The sequence below is a fragment of the Pseudomonas sp. B329 genome, from assembly GCF_023127835.1.
GTDB classification, from domain to species: Bacteria; Pseudomonadota; Gammaproteobacteria; order Pseudomonadales; family Pseudomonadaceae; genus Aquipseudomonas; species Aquipseudomonas synxantha_A.
Map to the genome: position 1 here is coordinate 177,288 of NZ_SPKP01000011.1, position 16,390 is coordinate 193,677.

At 60.0% G+C, this 16,390-nt stretch carries 16 protein-coding genes; 8 read left to right on the plus strand and 8 right to left on the minus strand.

Annotated features, from left to right (window positions below):
• From flgJ to E4P00_RS07255, 5 genes are all read right to left on the minus strand, one after another.
• On the minus strand, positions 1-1,266 hold the full coding sequence (flgJ, locus tag E4P00_RS07235) for a flagellar assembly peptidoglycan hydrolase FlgJ (RefSeq protein ID WP_032880054.1): 1,266 nt from the start codon (positions 1,264-1,266) through the stop codon (positions 1-3).
• A gap of 4 nt (positions 1,267-1,270) precedes the next feature.
• Positions 1,271-2,359: a flagellar basal body P-ring protein FlgI gene (locus E4P00_RS07240; protein ID WP_164699565.1), complete on the minus strand. Its 1,089-nt coding sequence runs from the start codon at positions 2,357-2,359 to the stop codon at positions 1,271-1,273.
• A gap of 27 nt (positions 2,360-2,386) precedes the next feature.
• A complete protein-coding gene (gene flgH / locus E4P00_RS07245; protein WP_005790104.1) occupies positions 2,387-3,082 on the minus strand; it encodes a flagellar basal body L-ring protein FlgH in 696 nt (231 codons plus the stop codon).
• Positions 3,083-3,135: 53 nt separating this feature from the next.
• A complete protein-coding gene (gene flgG / locus E4P00_RS07250) occupies positions 3,136-3,921 on the minus strand; it encodes a flagellar basal-body rod protein FlgG (protein ID WP_005790105.1) in 786 nt (261 codons plus the stop codon).
• 62 nt (positions 3,922-3,983) lie between these two features.
• Positions 3,984-4,724, minus strand: coding sequence for a flagellar basal body rod protein FlgF (locus tag E4P00_RS07255; RefSeq protein ID WP_032880052.1), 741 nt, complete (start codon positions 4,722-4,724; stop codon positions 3,984-3,986).
• Between the two features lie 586 nt (positions 4,725-5,310).
• Between E4P00_RS07255 and E4P00_RS07260 the strand changes: the two genes are divergently transcribed.
• A complete protein-coding gene (locus tag E4P00_RS07260) occupies positions 5,311-6,288 on the plus strand; it encodes a hypothetical protein (protein ID WP_143508474.1) in 978 nt (325 codons plus the stop codon).
• A 66-nt stretch (positions 6,289-6,354) separates the two neighbouring features.
• Here E4P00_RS07260 and E4P00_RS07265 read toward each other — a convergent pair whose 3' ends face one another.
• Positions 6,355-7,908: a sigma-54-dependent phenylalanine hydroxylase transcriptional regulator PhhR gene (locus E4P00_RS07265; RefSeq protein ID WP_005790109.1), complete on the minus strand. Its 1,554-nt coding sequence runs from the start codon at positions 7,906-7,908 to the stop codon at positions 6,355-6,357.
• A 256-nt stretch (positions 7,909-8,164) separates the two neighbouring features.
• Between E4P00_RS07265 and phhA the strand changes: the two genes are divergently transcribed.
• The 3 genes from phhA to E4P00_RS07280 all read left to right on the plus strand — a co-directional run bounded on the left by phhA (position 8,165) and on the right by E4P00_RS07280 (position 10,604).
• A complete protein-coding gene (phhA, locus tag E4P00_RS07270) occupies positions 8,165-8,956 on the plus strand; it encodes a phenylalanine 4-monooxygenase (RefSeq protein ID WP_043049667.1) in 792 nt (263 codons plus the stop codon).
• 98 nt (positions 8,957-9,054) lie between these two features.
• Entirely contained in the window at positions 9,055-9,411 is a 357-nt protein-coding gene (locus tag E4P00_RS07275; protein ID WP_005790113.1) for a 4a-hydroxytetrahydrobiopterin dehydratase, read from the plus strand.
• On the plus strand, positions 9,411-10,604 hold the full coding sequence (locus E4P00_RS07280) for an amino acid aminotransferase (RefSeq protein ID WP_248131049.1): 1,194 nt from the start codon (positions 9,411-9,413) through the stop codon (positions 10,602-10,604). Before E4P00_RS07275 ends, E4P00_RS07280 begins: the two co-directional genes overlap by 1 nt.
• A gap of 66 nt (positions 10,605-10,670) precedes the next feature.
• On the opposite strand, the gene E4P00_RS07285 is transcribed toward E4P00_RS07280, so the two are convergent.
• Positions 10,671-11,480 (minus strand): UDP-2,3-diacylglucosamine diphosphatase, encoded by an 810-nt coding sequence (locus E4P00_RS07285; protein ID WP_078821980.1) that lies wholly within the window; start codon positions 11,478-11,480, stop codon positions 10,671-10,673.
• A gap of 137 nt (positions 11,481-11,617) precedes the next feature.
• On the opposite strand from E4P00_RS07285, the gene E4P00_RS07290 reads away from it, so the two are divergent.
• The 3 genes from E4P00_RS07290 to E4P00_RS07300 all read left to right on the plus strand — a co-directional run bounded on the left by E4P00_RS07290 (position 11,618) and on the right by E4P00_RS07300 (position 13,763).
• Positions 11,618-12,367 (plus strand): AraC family transcriptional regulator, encoded by a 750-nt coding sequence (locus E4P00_RS07290; protein ID WP_032880047.1) that lies wholly within the window; start codon positions 11,618-11,620, stop codon positions 12,365-12,367.
• A gap of 99 nt (positions 12,368-12,466) precedes the next feature.
• Positions 12,467-13,351 (plus strand): DMT family transporter, encoded by an 885-nt coding sequence (locus E4P00_RS07295; protein WP_032880046.1) that lies wholly within the window; start codon positions 12,467-12,469, stop codon positions 13,349-13,351.
• 130 nt (positions 13,352-13,481) lie between these two features.
• On the plus strand, positions 13,482-13,763 hold the full coding sequence (locus E4P00_RS07300; RefSeq protein WP_003193002.1) for a hypothetical protein: 282 nt from the start codon (positions 13,482-13,484) through the stop codon (positions 13,761-13,763).
• A gap of 34 nt (positions 13,764-13,797) precedes the next feature.
• On the opposite strand, the gene E4P00_RS07305 is transcribed toward E4P00_RS07300, so the two are convergent.
• Positions 13,798-14,085 carry a SelT/SelW/SelH family protein gene (locus E4P00_RS07305; protein WP_043049661.1) on the minus strand — a complete coding sequence of 96 codons (288 nt, stop codon included), beginning with the start codon at positions 14,083-14,085 and terminating at the stop codon, positions 13,798-13,800.
• 84 nt (positions 14,086-14,169) lie between these two features.
• Between E4P00_RS07305 and E4P00_RS07310 the strand changes: the two genes are divergently transcribed.
• Complete coding sequence (locus E4P00_RS07310; RefSeq protein ID WP_005790125.1) at positions 14,170-16,359, plus strand: patatin-like phospholipase family protein; 2,190 nt, start codon at positions 14,170-14,172, stop codon at positions 16,357-16,359.
• The last annotated feature ends 31 nt before the right edge of the window (positions 16,360-16,390 follow it).

Here is a 16,390-nt window from a genome sequence, read left to right on the forward strand (position 1 = left end):
TTATAAATGTGTGGTTGCGCCAGCGGCAGCGTAGTTCTGGTAACTGTTCATGGTTTTTGCGATCTGCGAAATCTTGCTGGCGTAATCCGGGTCGGTTGCATAACCGGCTTTTTGCAACTCGCGTACAAACTGTTCCGGGTTGTCGGCTGATTTCACAACTTCTTTATAGCGATCATGGCTTTGCAGCAGGGTCACGAGGTCGTGGAAGCTGTCCTGGTAGGAGCTGTAGGAACGGAACTGCGCCGTTTCCTTGACCATCGCCCCATCGCGAAACTCGCTGGTGATCGCACGGGCCTGGCCGCCCTGCCAACTCTGGCCGGCCTTGATGCCGAACAGGTTGTGGCTGCTGCTGCCGTCTTCGGCACGCATGACCGATTTGCCCCAACCGGTTTCCAGCGCTGCCTGGGCCACCAGGTACTTGGGATCGATGCCAATCCGTGCGGCGGCGGCCTTGGCCATCGGCAGCATGGTGGCAACGAATTCGTCCTGGGAGCTGAAGGCTTTCTTCGCCGGTGCCAGCGGTGGCTGGGCAATGGCGCGGCCATACACCTGCATGCGCCCGCTCGGTACGGCAAAGGTGCGCGCACTGCTGTTGATGACGTTGTCATCGGCGGCACTGTTGCGCAGCGGCGCGGCCTTGGCCTCGACCTGGGTACTGGGCACGATGCCGGCAAGCAAACGGTCAGTCAGCTTGCTGGGCAAGGCGATACGGCGCTGGTTCATCAGCTCCATGTCGTTGCTGTGAGACGCAACGGCCCCGGCCTGCGGCTCGGCCACGCGATAGGCCCACAATGGACGCTGGCCATTGGAGCGCCCCAACGGGCCCTCAGCCTGGGTACCGGCAGCAATCTCGGTCGGCACATCGACTTTTCTCACCGGCCCATCCGCTGCCGGGCCTTGCAAGGTGGCGGCCTGGGCCTCCACCGGTTTGTTCTTTTGCATCTGGCGCATCAGCACGTCGGCCAGGCCGATACCACCGCCCTCGCGGGACATCGACACCGCCAGTTGCTGGTCGTACATTTCCTGGTACTGCTTGGCCGCCGGGGTGTTCAACGGGTTGTCCTTGCCCAGGGCATCGGTGGCCGAGCGCATGGACTTGAGCATCTCGTTCAAGAACAGCGATTCGAATTCCTGCGCCACCTTGCGCATGTTGCCTTCGCTGTTCTTGTCATCACCGACCTTCAGCTGGTTAAGCCGATTCAGGTCGGAGTAAGACCCCGAGTCCGCCGTGCTGCTGATGCCGCTCTTGCGCATATCCATGGCCATGGCCTCAGATCACGATCAGGTCGGCTTGCAAGGCGCCGGCCTGTTTCAAAGCTTCGAGGATAGCCATCAAGTCGCCGGGCGCTGCGCCCACCTGGTTCACCGCACGGACAATCTCGTCCAGGGTGGTGCCGGGGCCGAACTTGAACATCGGCTTGGCTTCTTGCTGGGCATTGACCCGCGAGCGCGGGACCACGGCGGTCTGGCCGTTGGACAACGGGCCCGGCTGGCTGACGATCGGGTCTTCGGTGATGGTCACCGTCAGGCTGCCGTGGGTCACCGCTGCCGGCGAGACCTTGACGTTCTGACCGATCACGATAGTGCCGGTACGCGAGTTGATGATGACTTTTGCCACCGCCTGGCCAGGGTCGACCTCCAGGTTTTCCAGGATCGACAGGTAGTCCACACGCTGGCTGGGGTCCAGTGGCGCGGTGACGCGAATCGAACCGCCGTCGATGGCCTGGGCCACACCTGGGCCGAGCATGTCGTTGATCTTGTCGACCACGCGCTTGGCAGTGGTGAAGTCGGAGCGGTTGAGGTTCAGGGTCAGGCTGTTGCCCTGGTTGAAACCGCTCGGCACGGTGCGTTCAACCGTCGCGCCACCGGGAATGCGCCCGGCCGACGGTACGTTGACAGTGATCTTCGAACCATCGCGGCCTTCAGCATCAAACCCGCCGACCACCAGGTTGCCCTGAGCAATGGCGTAGACGTTGCCGTCGATACCTTTGAGCGGCGTCATCAGCAAGGTGCCGCCACGCAGGCTTTTGGAGTTGCCCATGGACGAAACGGTAATGTCCACCACCTGGCCCGGCTTGGCGAATGGCGGCAAATCGGCACTGATCGACACCGCGGCAACGTTCTTCAATTGCACGTTGCCCGAGCCTGGCGGCACTTTGATACCGAACTGGGACAGCATGTTGTTGAAGGTCTGCAGGGTGAACGGCGTCTGGGTGGTCTGGTCACCCGTGCCATTGAGCCCCACCACCAGGCCATAGCCGATCAACTGGTTGGAGCGCACGCCGGAAATACTGGCGATATCTTTGAGCCGCTCGGCCTGGGCCACAGTGCTCAAGGCCAGCAAGAGCGCCGTCGCCATCAGCTGTTTGAAATTCAAAATGGCCACCTAGAAAGGGAACAGCGGGCTAAGGAAGAAACGATCGAACCAGCCCGGCTGGCTTGCATCAGCAAACGAACCCGTCCCCGAGTAGGTGATGCGCGCATCGGCAATGCGCGTCGACGGCACGGTATTGTCGGTGGAAATATCATCGGCACGGACCATCCCGGCAATGCGCACCAGCTCGTCGCCGGTGTTGAGGGTCATCCACTTTTCACCGCGTATGGCGATGATGCCGTTGGGCAATACGTCGGCCACGGTCACGGTGATCGAACCGGTCAGGCTGTTGCCCTGCCCCGCCGCACTCTTGCCGTTGGTGGCACGGTCGCCGCTGTAGCCGGCGTCCAGGCTCAGGTCACCACCGCCCAGCGGGTTGTTGGTGTTCAGGCCACCGCCGAACAGCGACGTCAGGCCGATGCTGGTCTTGCTGTTCTTGCCGATCTGCGAGTTGGCGTTCTTGCTGGCCTGGGTCTTCTCGTTAAGGGTGATGGTGATGATGTCACCGACCCGGAAGGCCTTGCGGTCGCTGTACAGGTTCTGTTCGAAACCAGCCTGGTAGATCGAGCCGTTATTGGCCGCCGCCGGCAGCGGCGTGCGTGGCAACACCGGCGCGTAGTACGGGTCATTGGGCTTTGGCGTTGGGGCAACACAGCCCGCGAGCACGGCGATCCCACTCAATGCCAAAACGGAAACATAGCGATTCATGACCCTTACCTCATGGTGTTGCAGGCGCCGTCAAGAGCGCCCCATAAACGTGATTACAGATTCTGCGTGACGAACGAGAGCATCTGGTCGGCGGTGGAAATCACCTTGGAGTTCATCTCGTAGGCGCGCTGGGTGGTGATCATGTTGACCATCTCCTCAACGGTGCTGACGTTGGAGGTTTCCAGGGTGCTTTGCAGCGTGGTGCCAAACCCGTTCAGGCCCGGGGTGCCGATTTGCGGCGCGCCGCTGGAGGCAGTTTCCAGGAACAGGTTATTGCCCATCGCTTGCAAGCCGGCCGGGTTGATGAAGTCGGCGGTTTGCAGGTTGCCGATCACTTGCGACGCCGGGTTGCCGGCCACAGTGATAGACACGGTGCCGTCGTTGCCCACGGTAAAGGTCTTGGCATCCGCCGGAACCACCACGGCCGGTTCCAGGGCGAAACCGTTGGCGGTGACGATCTGGCCGTTGGAGTCCAGGTGGAAAGTACCGTCGCGGGTGTAGGAGGTAGTCCCATCCGGTTGCAGGATCTGGAAGAAGCCACGGCCATTGATGGCCATGTCCAGCGGCTGGCCGGTTTGCTGCAGGTTACCGGCGCTGAAGTTTTTCTGGGTGCCGACGATCTGCACACCGGTACCCAATTGCAGGCCCGACGGCAATTCGCTGTCCTGGGTCGATTGGGCACCTGGCTGCTTCTTGATCTGATAGAGCAGGTCCTGGAACTCGGCGCGATCACGTTTGAAGCCCGTGGTCGACACGTTCGCCAGGTTGTTGGAAATGGTCGTCAGGTTGGTGTCCTGGGCGGACAGGCCTGTCTTGGCAACCCATAGAGCCGGAAGCATGCTGTTCTCCTTCGTGCGCCGGGTGGTGGGCGCTACGTTGCAAATTAGTTAATGGGCTTGAATCAGCTCATCTGCATGACGCGCGTCATGGCCTGGTCGTCTTCTTTAGCGCTGTTCATCATCTTGATGTGCAGCTCGAACTGCTTGGAAAGCGCCAGCACCGCGGTCATTTCTTCCACGGCATTGACGTTGCTCGCCTGCAGGAAGCCCGAAGTCAGCTTGACGTTCGCATCGGCCTGGGCTGGCTGGCCATCCTTGGTGTGGATGGTGCCGTCCAGGCCCTTGGTCATGTTCTTGAGGTCGGGCTGGACCATCTTGATCCGGTCCACTTCCGCCATCACCCGCGGGCCTTCGCCCATGGCGCGGATGCTGATGGTGCCGTCGGCACCGACTTCGATTTTCTGCTGGGGCGGCACGGCAATCGGGCCACCGTTACCCATGATCGGCATACCATTGCCAGCACGCAGCACCCCCAGCGCATCCACGTTCATGCTGGCGCTGCGTACGTAGGCTTCGCCGCCATCGGGGGTTTGCACGGCCATCCAGCCGTCGCCGCTGACGGCCACATCCAGGTCGCGACCGGTTTCGATCATCGCGCCCGGGGAGAAGTCAGTGGCCGGCCGCTCGGTCATGGCAAATGCCCGCGCCGGAAAGCTGTCACCGAACACCGGCATCGAACGCGCCTGCTCCAGGTCGCGCTGGAAACCGTTGGTGGAAATGTTCGCCAGGTTGTTGGCATGGGCCTTCTGCGCCAGTGCATTCTGGCTGGCGCCGGTCATTGCCACATAAAGGTACTTGTCCACGCTCTTTCCTCTTTCTGACGGACGCTTGCCGCCCACCGCTGTACTGAGGAGGCTTAAGCAATTTGCGAACCAACTTTAAAAAAAACGAAGGAGCCCCCTGAATACGGGGGGTTGAGGGCTGGAGCGTCGAGCAGACCCACTCTCAAGAGTCGAAAAAACGGCGGACTTATGCCGCTTGCGGCAAGACCTGACGCCCGAAGCCCTCCCCATGCCTGAATTACGCCGGTGCGTCGCCATTTCAGCTTCCTGGGCCGCTCTTATCGAGGGAAATGTTGCGATGGGTTATTAATACACACGCGGTGACTACCAGACTTATTATTTCAAATTCACGTACAGCGAGTGAAACCCATCTTTATCAGGCGCTTGAGCATTTAGTTAATACATGTTTTTACGCTTGCTTTCTCGGACATCTCACGACACTTACACCAAATTAAAACGTCTCGACACACGCTTACAATTACTAAACAACGACAACTTGAACACACCCTACTGCCTGCGTAAATTCTGCCCATCGCAACATCACCACCCCGAGTATTTAAAGTTGCGTGTTTGCGACACACCTATCACTAACTACAGGATCAGTATCATGTCCACTATTTCACAAGTACCCACCCTGCCTTTCAGTGTTCCTTACTTCCCTACAAGAGCGGGTGGCAGACCGGACCATGATGTATACCGACCTAACTACCCATCGGCCGCGCCCCATTATCACGCGTGCACCCACGAGCACAGGGCCGATGTTTCAGACTATCGTCCTGACCGATACTTTCCAGAGATGCACCGTGCCAGGGACTATTACCCCGACCGACGCATCTCGGACATGCAACCAGACTGGGACTATCGCCCTGGCCGGGATTTGCCGCAAATGCGTCGCGACTGGGACTACCTTCCCGAGCGGCGCGTACCAGACATGCGCCGTGACTGGAACTACCCTACTGACAGGTATGCTGATCAGCGGCCAAGTTATCTTGTCTCTCCAAGGCTCGCAGACGAATTCGCACCAATAAATCAACATTGGAACCCGGCCGTAAAGGCGCTGGATAAACTTATCGACACACTGCCACAGGCCATGATCCGTATGGACATGGATATCACCACCAAGGATCTGCTTGGCGGCAAATATGGGCCACTCTCCCCCAGTATTACCAAGGAACTGGGGAAACTGGATGAACATAGGGACTACCGGATGGTGACTCAGTTTAACGGATACGCATTGACCTACCTCTGGGCACCCGTCGACGGTGGCAGGCCTGTATTTATTGAACAGCCAGAAAACGGCTATATGACGCCAACGAGCGGTACGGATTTATTAAAGCTGTTGAATTCGAATTCCGAAGCCCAACAATTCAAGGATTACGGCGTAACTGCCAAGGACCTGAAAAACGGCAAGTACGGAAAACTCTCTCCCGAGATTCAAAAAAGTTTGAGCAACTTGGAACATGACAAGAACTACAGCCTGATTGAGCTCTTTAAAATTGACAACGAAAACACAACGCTGGCCTGGAGGGACAAAAGTACAGGCAAGATTGAAGAAATAGGCCAGTACAACATTGTCTACGGCTGACACACTGGACAGTTGTCAGATCGGACACTGCGTTCACAAGACGCAGTGTCCAGCATCGCGATACCCTTACTTGATCACCTTATAGTCGCGCAACTTATTCGCAATGGTGGTGTGCGATACACCCAAGCGCTTACCCAGTTGCCGGCTGCTTGGGTGCTCGGCGTAAAGGCTTTCCAACACGGCCTTTTCGAACCGCCCCACGATATCCTCCAAACCGCCTTCCAACGAAAAATCCCCAAGCGGCTGACGCACGCCGTAATCCGGCAGACGAATATGCTCGACCTTGACCGTGCCGCCCTCACACAACGATACCGCCTGAAACAACACGTTTTCCAACTGCCGCACATTGCCTGGCCAGTGGTAGTGGCTAAGACGCTCCATGGCAGCGGGCGCCAACTTGGGCAGCGGGCAACCGATCTGCCGACTGGCTTGGTCAAGAAAATGCTCGACCAAGGGCGCCAGGCCGTCCAGGCATTCACGCAAGGGTGGAATGTGCAGCGACAGCACGTTCAGTCGGTGATAGAGATCCTGGCGAAACTCACCCCGGGCGCAGAGTTCCGACAAGTCCACCTGGGTCGCACAGATCACCCGCACATCCAGATACACCTCTTCATCACTGCCGACCCGACGGAAACACCCATCCTGCAAGAAGCGCAGCAACTTCACCTGCAATCTCGCGCTCATTTCACCAACGCCATCAAGAAACAAGGTACCGCCCGCCGTCAACTCCAGCAGCCCGAGCTTGCCCTCCGCTCGCGCCCCCTCAAAAGCACCGGGGCCGTAGCCGAATAGTTCAGTCTCAGCCATCGACTCGGGCAACCCCGCACAATTGAGGGCCATCAAAGGCGACTGCCCTCGCGGGCTGGCCAGGTGACACGCACGGGCCAGCAGTTCTTTGCCGGTGCCGGTTTCGCCTTCTATTAATAGCGGCGCATCCAGCGGTGCCATGCGCCGTGCTTCTCGGACCACCGCAGCCATCACTTTGGAGCTTTGAAAGATGCTGTCAAAGCCGCGCAGCTCTTGCTTGCGCACGTTGTAGATGCGCTCACCCACACGGTCAGCGCGATGCAAGGTCAGCACGGCACCGGCCATGGCCTCACTGTCGTCATGCTCACTGGATTGCAGTGGGGCGATATCCGCCAAAAACACGTCACCTTTGACCTTGACCCGCAAGCCGTTGATCCGCGATTTGCTGGCACGCACCAGTTCCGGCAAATCGAAGTCCTCGGCATAGCGCGACAGTGGAATACCCGGCACCTCATCCACCCGCACACCGAGTAACTGTGCCGCTGCACGATTGGCAGCGACGATAGAACCGCCCATGTCGATGGACAGCACCGGAAATTCCAGGGCGCCAAGCAGCGCATTGAGTTCCATATGCCGCCGCTCGCTCGGCATCAGCCCCACCCTTTTGACGCCGAATACGCCGGCAATCGCCTCGAACTGCGGGCGCAATGCCTGGAATTGCATGTTCACCAGGTTCGGGCAAAACAGGTAGATGGCATTGCCATGCTCACCGCCGACCTCGCCCTTGGCGACGTTGACGCCGTACTCCACCAACAGGTTGAGGATGTCCCGCAGGATGCCGATGCGGTTCTGGCAGTGCACTTTGATACGCATGAAAGGCTCGAAAAGTAGGGAGGCACCGCGTCTTTTTGCCGCTGGGCGCAGATAGTCGTCAAGATTATGTGACAGCGCGTCACCTTTTCACAGCCCAAGACACAGATAAGGCCTACACCCGTAACGAATACTTTACGAAAACGGGTAGTTTTTCCTACGCACCCAGGCAAGACCGCGATGGAATCCGGCGCTGTTCGGGTTATCAATAGGTGCATCGCAGGACATAACAAGAACGAATGCCTAGCAGGAGAGCCGTATGAAGCAGACGCACTACGTGGCCCGCGAGCCCGATGCGCAAGGTTTTATCCATTACCCGCCAGAAGAACACGCGGTATGGAACACGCTGATCACTCGCCAACTCAAAGTGATCGAAGGCCGTGCCTGCCAGGAATACCTGGACGGCATCGACAAGCTCGGCCTGCCGTTGGATCGCATCCCCCAGTTGGGCGAAATCAACAAGGTGCTGGCCGAAACCACCGGCTGGCAAGTCGCGCGTGTACCCGCACTGATTCCCTTCCAGACCTTTTTTGAATTGCTCGCCAGCAAGCAATTTCCGGTGGCGACCTTTATTCGTACCCGTGAAGAGCTGGACTACCTGCAAGAACCGGATATTTTCCACGAGATCTTTGGCCACTGCCCGCTGCTGACCAACCCCTGGTTCGCCGAATTCACCCACACCTACGGCAAGCTCGGCCTGGCGGCCACCAAGGAGCAACGGGTGTACCTGGCGCGCCTGTACTGGATGACCATCGAGTTCGGCCTGGTGGACACGCCCCAAGGGCGGCGCATCTACGGTGGCGGCATTCTGTCTTCGCCTAAAGAAAGCGTGTATTGCCTGTCGGATGAGCCCGAGCACCAAGCCTTCGATCCGCTGGAAGCGATGCGCACCCCTTATCGTATCGACATCCTGCAACCGCTGTACTTCGTATTGCCCGAACTCAAGCGCCTGTTCGACGTGGCGCAGGAAGACATCATGGGCATGGTCGAGCGCGGTATGGAATTGGGCTTGCACGCACCGAAATTCCCGCCAAAGCCCAAGGCTGCTTGAGCTGTGCCTTTTTAGGCCAGGTGAGTCTGTTCCCTGGCCGCGCGTTGCTTTAGGGTAACGCCACTGACCTTCAAACATTCGAATTCAGGACACCTCCCATGACCACCTTGAACCAAGCCCACTGCGAAGCCTGCCGCGCCGATGCCCCGCAAGTCAGCGATGAAGAACTGCCGGTGCTGCTCAAGCAGATCCCTGACTGGAACATCGAAGTGCGCGACGGCGTCATGCAGCTGGAAAAGGTCTTCCTGTTCAAGAACTTCAAGTTCGCCCTGGCCTTCACCAACGCCATGGGTGAAATCTCCGAAGCCGAAGGCCATCACCCTGGCCTGCTCACCGAATGGGGCAAAGTCACCGTGACCTGGTGGAGCCACTCCATCAAGGGCCTGCACCGCAACGACTTCATCATGGCTGCGCGCACCGACGAAGTGGCCAAGACTGCCGAGGGCCGCAAGTAATGCACTTCGATGCGATTGGCCGCGTGCCCGGTGACCCGATCCTCGGGCTGATGGACCTGTATGCCCAGGATGCCAACCCGAACAAGTTCGACCTGGGCGTGGGCGTGTATAAGGACGACCAGGGCCTGACGCCGATTCCCCACTCGGTGAAGCTGGCGGAACAGCGCCTGGTTGATACCCAGGTGACCAAGACCTACATGGGTGGTCATGGTGACGCGGCTTTCGGCACCCTGATCAGTGAGCTGGTGCTCGGTGCCGATTCGGCCTTGTTGCGCGAACGCCGCGCCGGCGCCACCCAGACCCCAGGCGGCACCGGCGCCCTGCGCCTGAGCGCTGACTTTATCGCCCAGAGCCTGCCTGGCCGTGGCGTGTGGTTGAGCAACCCGACCTGGCCGATCCACGAGACCATTTTTGCCAAGGCCGGGCTTAAGGTCAGTCACTACCCTTACGTAGGCAGCGACAATCGCCTGGATGTGGCGGCGATGCTTGCGACCCTGTCCACGGTACCCAAGGGTGACGTGGTGCTGCTGCATGCCTGCTGCCATAACCCGACCGGCTTCGACCTGACCCAGGATGACTGGCGCCAGGTGTTGCAGATTGTGCGGGAACGCCAGTTGCTGCCGCTGATCGACTTTGCTTACCAGGGCTTTGGTGATGGCCTGGAGCAGGACGCGTGGGCGGTGCGCCTGTTTGCAGCCGAGTTGCCGGAAGTGCTGGTCACCAGTTCCTGCTCGAAGAACTTCGGTCTGTATCGCGACCGGGTCGGCGCACTGATCGTGTGTGCTGCGGATGCCGAAAAGCTCACCGATGTGCGCAGCCAACTGGCGAATATCGCCCGCAACCTGTGGTCGACGCCGCCGGATCATGGCGCTGCCGTGGTGGCGACCATCCTCGGTGATACCGAGCTGAAAAAACTGTGGAGCGAGGAAGTCGAGGCCATGCGCTCGCGGATCGCGCACTTGCGCTCCGGGTTGGTGGAAGCCTTGAAGCCCCATGGCTTGGCCGAGAAGTTTGCCCATATCGGCGCGCAGCGCGGGATGTTTTCCTATACCGGTTTGAGTGCCGAGCAGGTCAAGCAACTGCGCGAGGAGCACAGCGTGTATATGGTCAGTTCAGGCCGGGCCAACGTGGCCGGGGTGGATGCGACACGTTTGACGCTGCTGGCCCAAGCTATCGCCGACGTTTCCAACTGAAAACTGCGGGATCAAAAATGTGGGAGGGGGCACGCCCCCTCCCACATTTTTACCGAGGCGAGGCTTTTAGCCAGCGACCATTTCAGCCTTGAGCTGCGCCTCCCTGGCCTGGACGTCCGCCAACCGATACAACTCGATATGCCCATCCCAGTGCTCGATCAGCGCGGTGCACGACTCTACCCAATCCCCGCAATTGAGGTAATCCACCTCGCCCACTTTGCGAATCTCGGCATGGTGGATATGCCCGCACACCACCCCATGCAGTTCGCGCCTGGTGACTTCGTGGGCAATCGCTTCTTCGAAATCGCTGATAAAGCTCACGGCGCTTTTCACCTTGTGTTTCAGGTACGCCGACAGCGACCAGTAGCCATAACCGTAGCGCGCGCGCCAATGGTTGAGCCAGCGGTTAAGCGTGAGGGTGAATTCGTAGGCCGAGTCGCCGAGGAACGCCAGCCAACGGTGATAACGGGTGATCACATCGAACTGGTCGCCATGGATCACCAATAGATGCCGACCGTCGGCGGTCACATGCACTGCCTCATCGACCAACTGGATATTGCCCAGGATCAGCTTGGAATAGCGTCGTAAAAATTCATCATGGTTGCCAGTGACGTAGATCACCTCGGTGCCGCGCTTGGCCATGGTCAGCAGTCGACGGATCACATTGGTGTGGGCCTGGGGCCAATACATGCCGCCACGCATTTTCCAACCATCGATAATATCGCCCACCAGGTAGACCTTGTCGGCGTGGTAGCCCTTGAGAAACTGCGACAAGTGCTCGGCCTGGCAATCCCGGGTGCCTAGATGCACGTCGGAAATCCACAGGGTTCGCACCCGTTGCTTGCGGCTGGGCTGGGTGAACTCGGCATGGGTCATGGGCATCCCTCGACGCTGTTTTCGCGAGCTTGCGCCTTGGCGATTAATAGCCCATGACAGCTGTGCGTCAGTCTGATGACAGCGCTAAATGCCCGCAAAGCGTTGTAGACTGGCGCCTTGCCGCCCTGGAGATTGCGATGAGCCCGAGCCTCACGCTACGCCACTACCTCGAAGCCCCCATCGCCCACAGCCATGACCATGCGCAGTTGGTGTTCGGCCTGTCCGGGCACCTGGAGCTGGAAGTCGATGGCCGTGGCAGCCAAGTGCGCGAGAGCAGTGTGATGGTGCTGCCCTTCTCCACCCATCATGCCTGTGGCAGCCGCGATGGCAGCCGCTGCCTGGTGCTGGATGTGCCGACCGAGCATTGGGTGGTGCAATCCCTGGGCGAGCATGCCGATGCCAGTCGCCGCTTGCTGGGGCAACCGGCGCGACTGACGCTGGATCCGCGGCAAAGCCAACTGGTGCAGTGGCTGGCGCACAGCCCGGTGGACGACCCGCTGATCGTCCAGCAAGGTGCGGTGCTGTTACTGGCCAGCCTCAATCATCCCCAGGCTAAATCGCAGCCTGGCCGGCGCCTGCCTTATGCAGCGTTCAATGCCCATATCCAGCGCCATGCTGCGCGCCCGTTGCAGGTGGCCGACCTGGCGCGCATCGCCGGGCTTTCCGTGGCGCGCCTGCATGCACGCTTCATGGCCGAATGCGGGCAAACGCCGATGGATTATCTTCGCAGTCGTCGCTTGCACATGGCGCTGGGGCTTTTGCGCGGCACACCGCTTGCCATTGGTGAGGTTGCCGAGCGCGTCGGCTACGCCTCGCAAAGCGCATTCAGTGCCGCCATGTTGCGCGAGTTTGGCGCCACGCCCAGCGCCCTGCGTCGGGCCGACTGACAAGAGCCCCACGCTAAAAATCGCGAGGCCGGCGACAGACGCCCGCAAACCATGCCTCTAGACTGCGAGGCTGTTACCCCCGTTGCTTCAAGGATCGCAATGACTCCCCGTTCAGCCCTTGGCGCCCTGCATATCGGCGCATTGATGTTTGGCCTCACCGGCGTATTCGGCAAGCTGGCGGCGGCCTCCCCTGCCATCATCGTGTTTGGTCGCGCCGCGTTTGCTGTGCTCGCCCTGGCGGTGTTTGCCCGCTTTGCCAGCAACGCGCCCTGGAAGACACTGGAGATGCGCGACTGGCGCCGCCTGCTGGTCAGCGGTGTGTTGCTGGCCGCGCATTGGGTGACGTTCTTTATTGCCGTCAAAGTCGCCGGCGTGGCCGTGGCGACCCTGGGGTTTACCGCCTTTCCGGCCTTTACCGTGATCCTTGAAGGGTTGATCTTCCGCGAGCGCATTCGCGCCAATGAAGTGCTGCTAGTGGCCCTGGTCACCGTTGGCCTGGTGCTGGTGACCCCGGATTTCAACCTCGCCAGCGAGGCCACCAGCGGCCTACTGTGGGGGATCGCCTCGGGGCTGTTGTTCTCGTTGTTATCGCTGAACAATCGCGCCAGCTCCGGGCGCATTCCTGCGGTACAGGCCGCGCTGTGCCAGAACGTGGTGGTCGCGGCCTGCCTGCTGCCGGTGGCCGCACCAGGGCTGGCGGATGTACGTGGGATTGACTGGCTGTGGATCGGGTTGCTGGGAGTGTTTTGTACTGGTCTTGCCCATAGCCTGTTTGTCGCCAGCCTTGCCGTGATCAAGGCGCGCACCGCCTCGGTGGTGTTTGCCATGGAACCTGTCTACGGCATCACCGTGGCCTGGCTGTTGTTTGCCGAAACCCCGACCTTACGCATGTTGCTGGGCGGCGCCTTGATCATCCTCGCCATCGTGCTTTCCGGCCTGATGGGCAGCGCCAGCCAGGCCAAACAACCGGCAACCACAGCCTGATCTATACTTTAAACGTCCGCAACAGTCTGTAGTCGTTCAACGGATAAAGACTCCTCGACGACAGCCATGGTGCTTTCTGAAGTTGCTGCAAGCGAGTGGTCACCCCTCAATGCGATGCAGGAGTTTCATCATGGAAATGCTCATCAGCTTGCTGGTCCAGATCATCAGCGGTGCCGTCGGTGGCAACATCGCCGGCATGACCAAACAGAGCCTGGGGACAGGGCTCAATACCTTTCTCGGCGGAGTCGGCGGCTTGGTGCTGGGCCAGATTGTCGCCGCACTCACGGGCACCACCAGCGGCGAAGCGCTGGATGTTGCCGCGATCGGCAGCAATATTGTCGGCGGTGGCGTCGGTGGGTTGGTATTGACGTGGGCCGTCGGTTTTATCAAACAAAAGCTCGCTGCCAAGTAGCGGTAGGGTCACCGCCCCTCTGTGGCGGTGACTTTCATTGCGTACGATCGTTATGGCCCAGATCGCGCTGCGGGTCGATCTGGTCGCGTACCCGCTGTTTTAGTACCTTGGCCTCGGGAAAGCCGCCGTCGGCTTTGCGTTCCCAGATCTGCACGCCATCACAGGTGATGCGAAAGGCGCCACCGGTGGCCGGCTCCAGCGCCACGCGCCCCAGATCATCGGCAAATGTACTGAGCAACTCCTGGGCCAGCCACGCGGCGCGCAGCAACCACTGGCACTGGGTGCAATAAGTGATAACGATCTCGGGTTTGCTTGCAGACATAATTTAAGCGGCTCCTGACATGACGGGCCCAGCGAATCGAGTGGCTATAATAGCGGCCTTTATCGCCCAGCCTCGAGATTGATGATGCGCCGCCTGCTGTCTTGCCTGTTCCTGTGCCTAGTCCCCCTGCTTGCCGAAGCCTTGGAAGCACCCCGCCCTAAAATCGGCCTGGTGTTGTCCGGTGGTGCCGCCCGTGGCCTGGCGCATATCGGTGTGCTCAAAGCCCTTGAGGAACAGGGCATCCATATTGATGCGATTGCCGGCACCAGCATGGGTGCGGTAATTGGCGGGCTGTACGCATCGGGCTACAAGATCGACGAACTGGAGAAGCTGGCGCTGGGCATCGACTGGCAACAGGCCCTGTCGGACGCCCCACCACGCGAAGACGTACCATTTCGGCGCAAACAGGACGACCGGGATTTCCTGGTCAAGCAGAAACTCAGTTTCCGCGACGACGGCAGCCTCGGCCTGCCACTGGGTGTGATCCAGGGCCAGAACCTGGCGCTGCTGCTGGAAAGCATGTTTGCCCACAGCAGCAACACGCGTAACTTCGACAAGCTGCCGATCCCGTTCCGCGCAGTGGCCACCGACATTACCACCGGCGAAAAAGTCGTGTTCAGCAAGGGCCACCTGCCCCAGGTGATACGCGCCAGCATGTCGATCCCCGCCGTGTTCGCCCCGGTGGAACTGGACGGCCGCCTGCTGGTGGACGGCGGTATGACCGACAACATCCCGTTGGATGTGGCGCGGGAGATGGGCGTCGATATTGCCATCGTGGTCGACATCGGCACCCCGCTGCGCTCGCGCAAGCAATTGGCGACCGTGGTGGACGTGCTCAACCAGTCCATCACCCTGATGACCCGGCGCAATTCCGAGGAGCAACTCAAGGCTCTGAACCCCAAGGATGTGCTGATCCAACCGCCTCTGGCCGCCTATGGCGTGACCGACTTCGGCCGCGCCAAAGACATGATCGACGCCGGTTACCGCGCCACCCGCGCCCTGGATGTGCGCCTGGCGAACCTGCGTCCGGTCGAGCCCATCGACGCGCAACTGGTGGCTGCACGCACGCCGGGCGAGCGCACCCCGGTGATCACCGCTATCAAGGTGGAGAACGACTCCAAAGTCAGCGACGACGTGATCCGCTATTACATCCGTCAGGGGCTGGGAGAACCGCTGAACCTGGGGCGCCTGCAATCGGACATGGGCACACTGTACGGCCTGGATTACTTCGAGCAGGTGCAATACCGCGTGGTCAAAAAGGGCCAGGACAACACCCTGGTGATCAGCGCGCGGGGCAAGCGCAGCGGCACCGACTACCTGCGCCTGGGCTTGAACCTGTCGGATGACATGCGCGGCGACAGCGCTTTCAACCTTGGCGCCAGCTATCGAGTGAACGGCATCAACCGCCTCGGCGCGGAATGGCTGACTCGGGTGCAGATCGGTGATCGACAGGAGCTGTACAGCGAGTTCTACCAACCGATGGACACCGGGTCGCGCTACTTCGTCGCGCCTTACATCAGAGCCGAGGCGCAGAACGTTGAGCTGATCCTGGACAACGACCCCATCTCCGAATATCGCCTGGAACGCTATGGCTTTGGCTTGAACGTAGGACGCCAGATCGGCAACAGCGGCGAGATCCGCTTCGGCGTAGGTGAGGCGTGGGGCAAGGCGGACGTGCGTATCGGCGAGCGCGACCTGCCGAGCGTGAGTTTCAGCGAAGGGTTCTATGAGCTTAAATATTCCTTCGACTCCCTCGACAACGTCTACTTCCCGCACAGCGGCGAAGACATAGGCCTGGCCTTTCGCGAATTCGAACCCGGACTGGGTTCGGACCAGCGCTACCGTCAATGGGAGTTCAAACTGGACAAGGCCATGAGCCATGGCCCGGACACTCTGATACTCGGCGGTCGCTATGGACGCACGCTGGATAATTCCGATGTGGTGATCTCCAGCTTCCTGCTGGGTGGGGCGCGGCAATTGTCGGGCTTTCGCCAGGATGCGATTTCGGGCCAGAACGTCAGCCTGATGCGCGCGGTGTACTTCCGCCGGCTGACCCCACGCTCGTACCTGCCACTGGACTTCCCGTTGTACCTGGGTGCCTCACTGGAACGGGGCCGGGCGTGGAACAACGACAACGAATTCGACAGCGGGTATATCAATGCCGCGAGTATTTTCCTGGGGTTTGATACGCCACTGGGGCCGCTGAATTTCAGCTATGGGTTCAATGATGATAATCAGAAGGCGGTGTACCTGAACCTGGGCCAGACCTTCTGACACAGCACAGAACTAATGTGGGAGGGGGCTT

Excerpts from the sequence above, each read along its gene's own strand:
- flgJ (WP_032880054.1), bottom strand. The coding sequence starts at position 1,266 with ATGGCCATGGATATGCGCAAGAGCGGCATCAGCAGCACGGCGGACTCG.
- E4P00_RS07240 (WP_164699565.1), bottom strand. The coding sequence starts at position 2,359 with ATGGCGACGGCGCTCTTGCTGGCCTTGAGCACTGTGGCCCAGGCCGAG.
- flgH (WP_005790104.1), bottom strand. The coding sequence starts at position 3,082 with ATGAATCGCTATGTTTCCGTTTTGGCATTGAGTGGGATCGCCGTGCTC.
- flgG (WP_005790105.1), bottom strand. The coding sequence starts at position 3,921 with ATGCTTCCGGCTCTATGGGTTGCCAAGACAGGCCTGTCCGCCCAGGAC.
- E4P00_RS07260 (WP_143508474.1), top strand. The coding sequence starts at position 5,311 with ATGTCCACTATTTCACAAGTACCCACCCTGCCTTTCAGTGTTCCTTAC.
- E4P00_RS07265 (WP_005790109.1), bottom strand. The coding sequence starts at position 7,908 with ATGCGTATCAAAGTGCACTGCCAGAACCGCATCGGCATCCTGCGGGAC.
- phhA (WP_043049667.1), top strand. The coding sequence starts at position 8,165 with ATGAAGCAGACGCACTACGTGGCCCGCGAGCCCGATGCGCAAGGTTTT.
- E4P00_RS07275 (WP_005790113.1), top strand. The coding sequence starts at position 9,055 with ATGACCACCTTGAACCAAGCCCACTGCGAAGCCTGCCGCGCCGATGCC.
- E4P00_RS07280 (WP_248131049.1), top strand. The coding sequence starts at position 9,411 with ATGCACTTCGATGCGATTGGCCGCGTGCCCGGTGACCCGATCCTCGGG.
- E4P00_RS07285 (WP_078821980.1), bottom strand. The coding sequence starts at position 11,480 with ATGACCCATGCCGAGTTCACCCAGCCCAGCCGCAAGCAACGGGTGCGA.
- E4P00_RS07290 (WP_032880047.1), top strand. The coding sequence starts at position 11,618 with ATGAGCCCGAGCCTCACGCTACGCCACTACCTCGAAGCCCCCATCGCC.
- E4P00_RS07295 (WP_032880046.1), top strand. The coding sequence starts at position 12,467 with ATGACTCCCCGTTCAGCCCTTGGCGCCCTGCATATCGGCGCATTGATG.
- E4P00_RS07300 (WP_003193002.1), top strand. The coding sequence starts at position 13,482 with ATGGAAATGCTCATCAGCTTGCTGGTCCAGATCATCAGCGGTGCCGTC.
- E4P00_RS07305 (WP_043049661.1), bottom strand. The coding sequence starts at position 14,085 with ATGTCTGCAAGCAAACCCGAGATCGTTATCACTTATTGCACCCAGTGC.
- E4P00_RS07310 (WP_005790125.1), top strand. The coding sequence starts at position 14,170 with ATGCGCCGCCTGCTGTCTTGCCTGTTCCTGTGCCTAGTCCCCCTGCTT.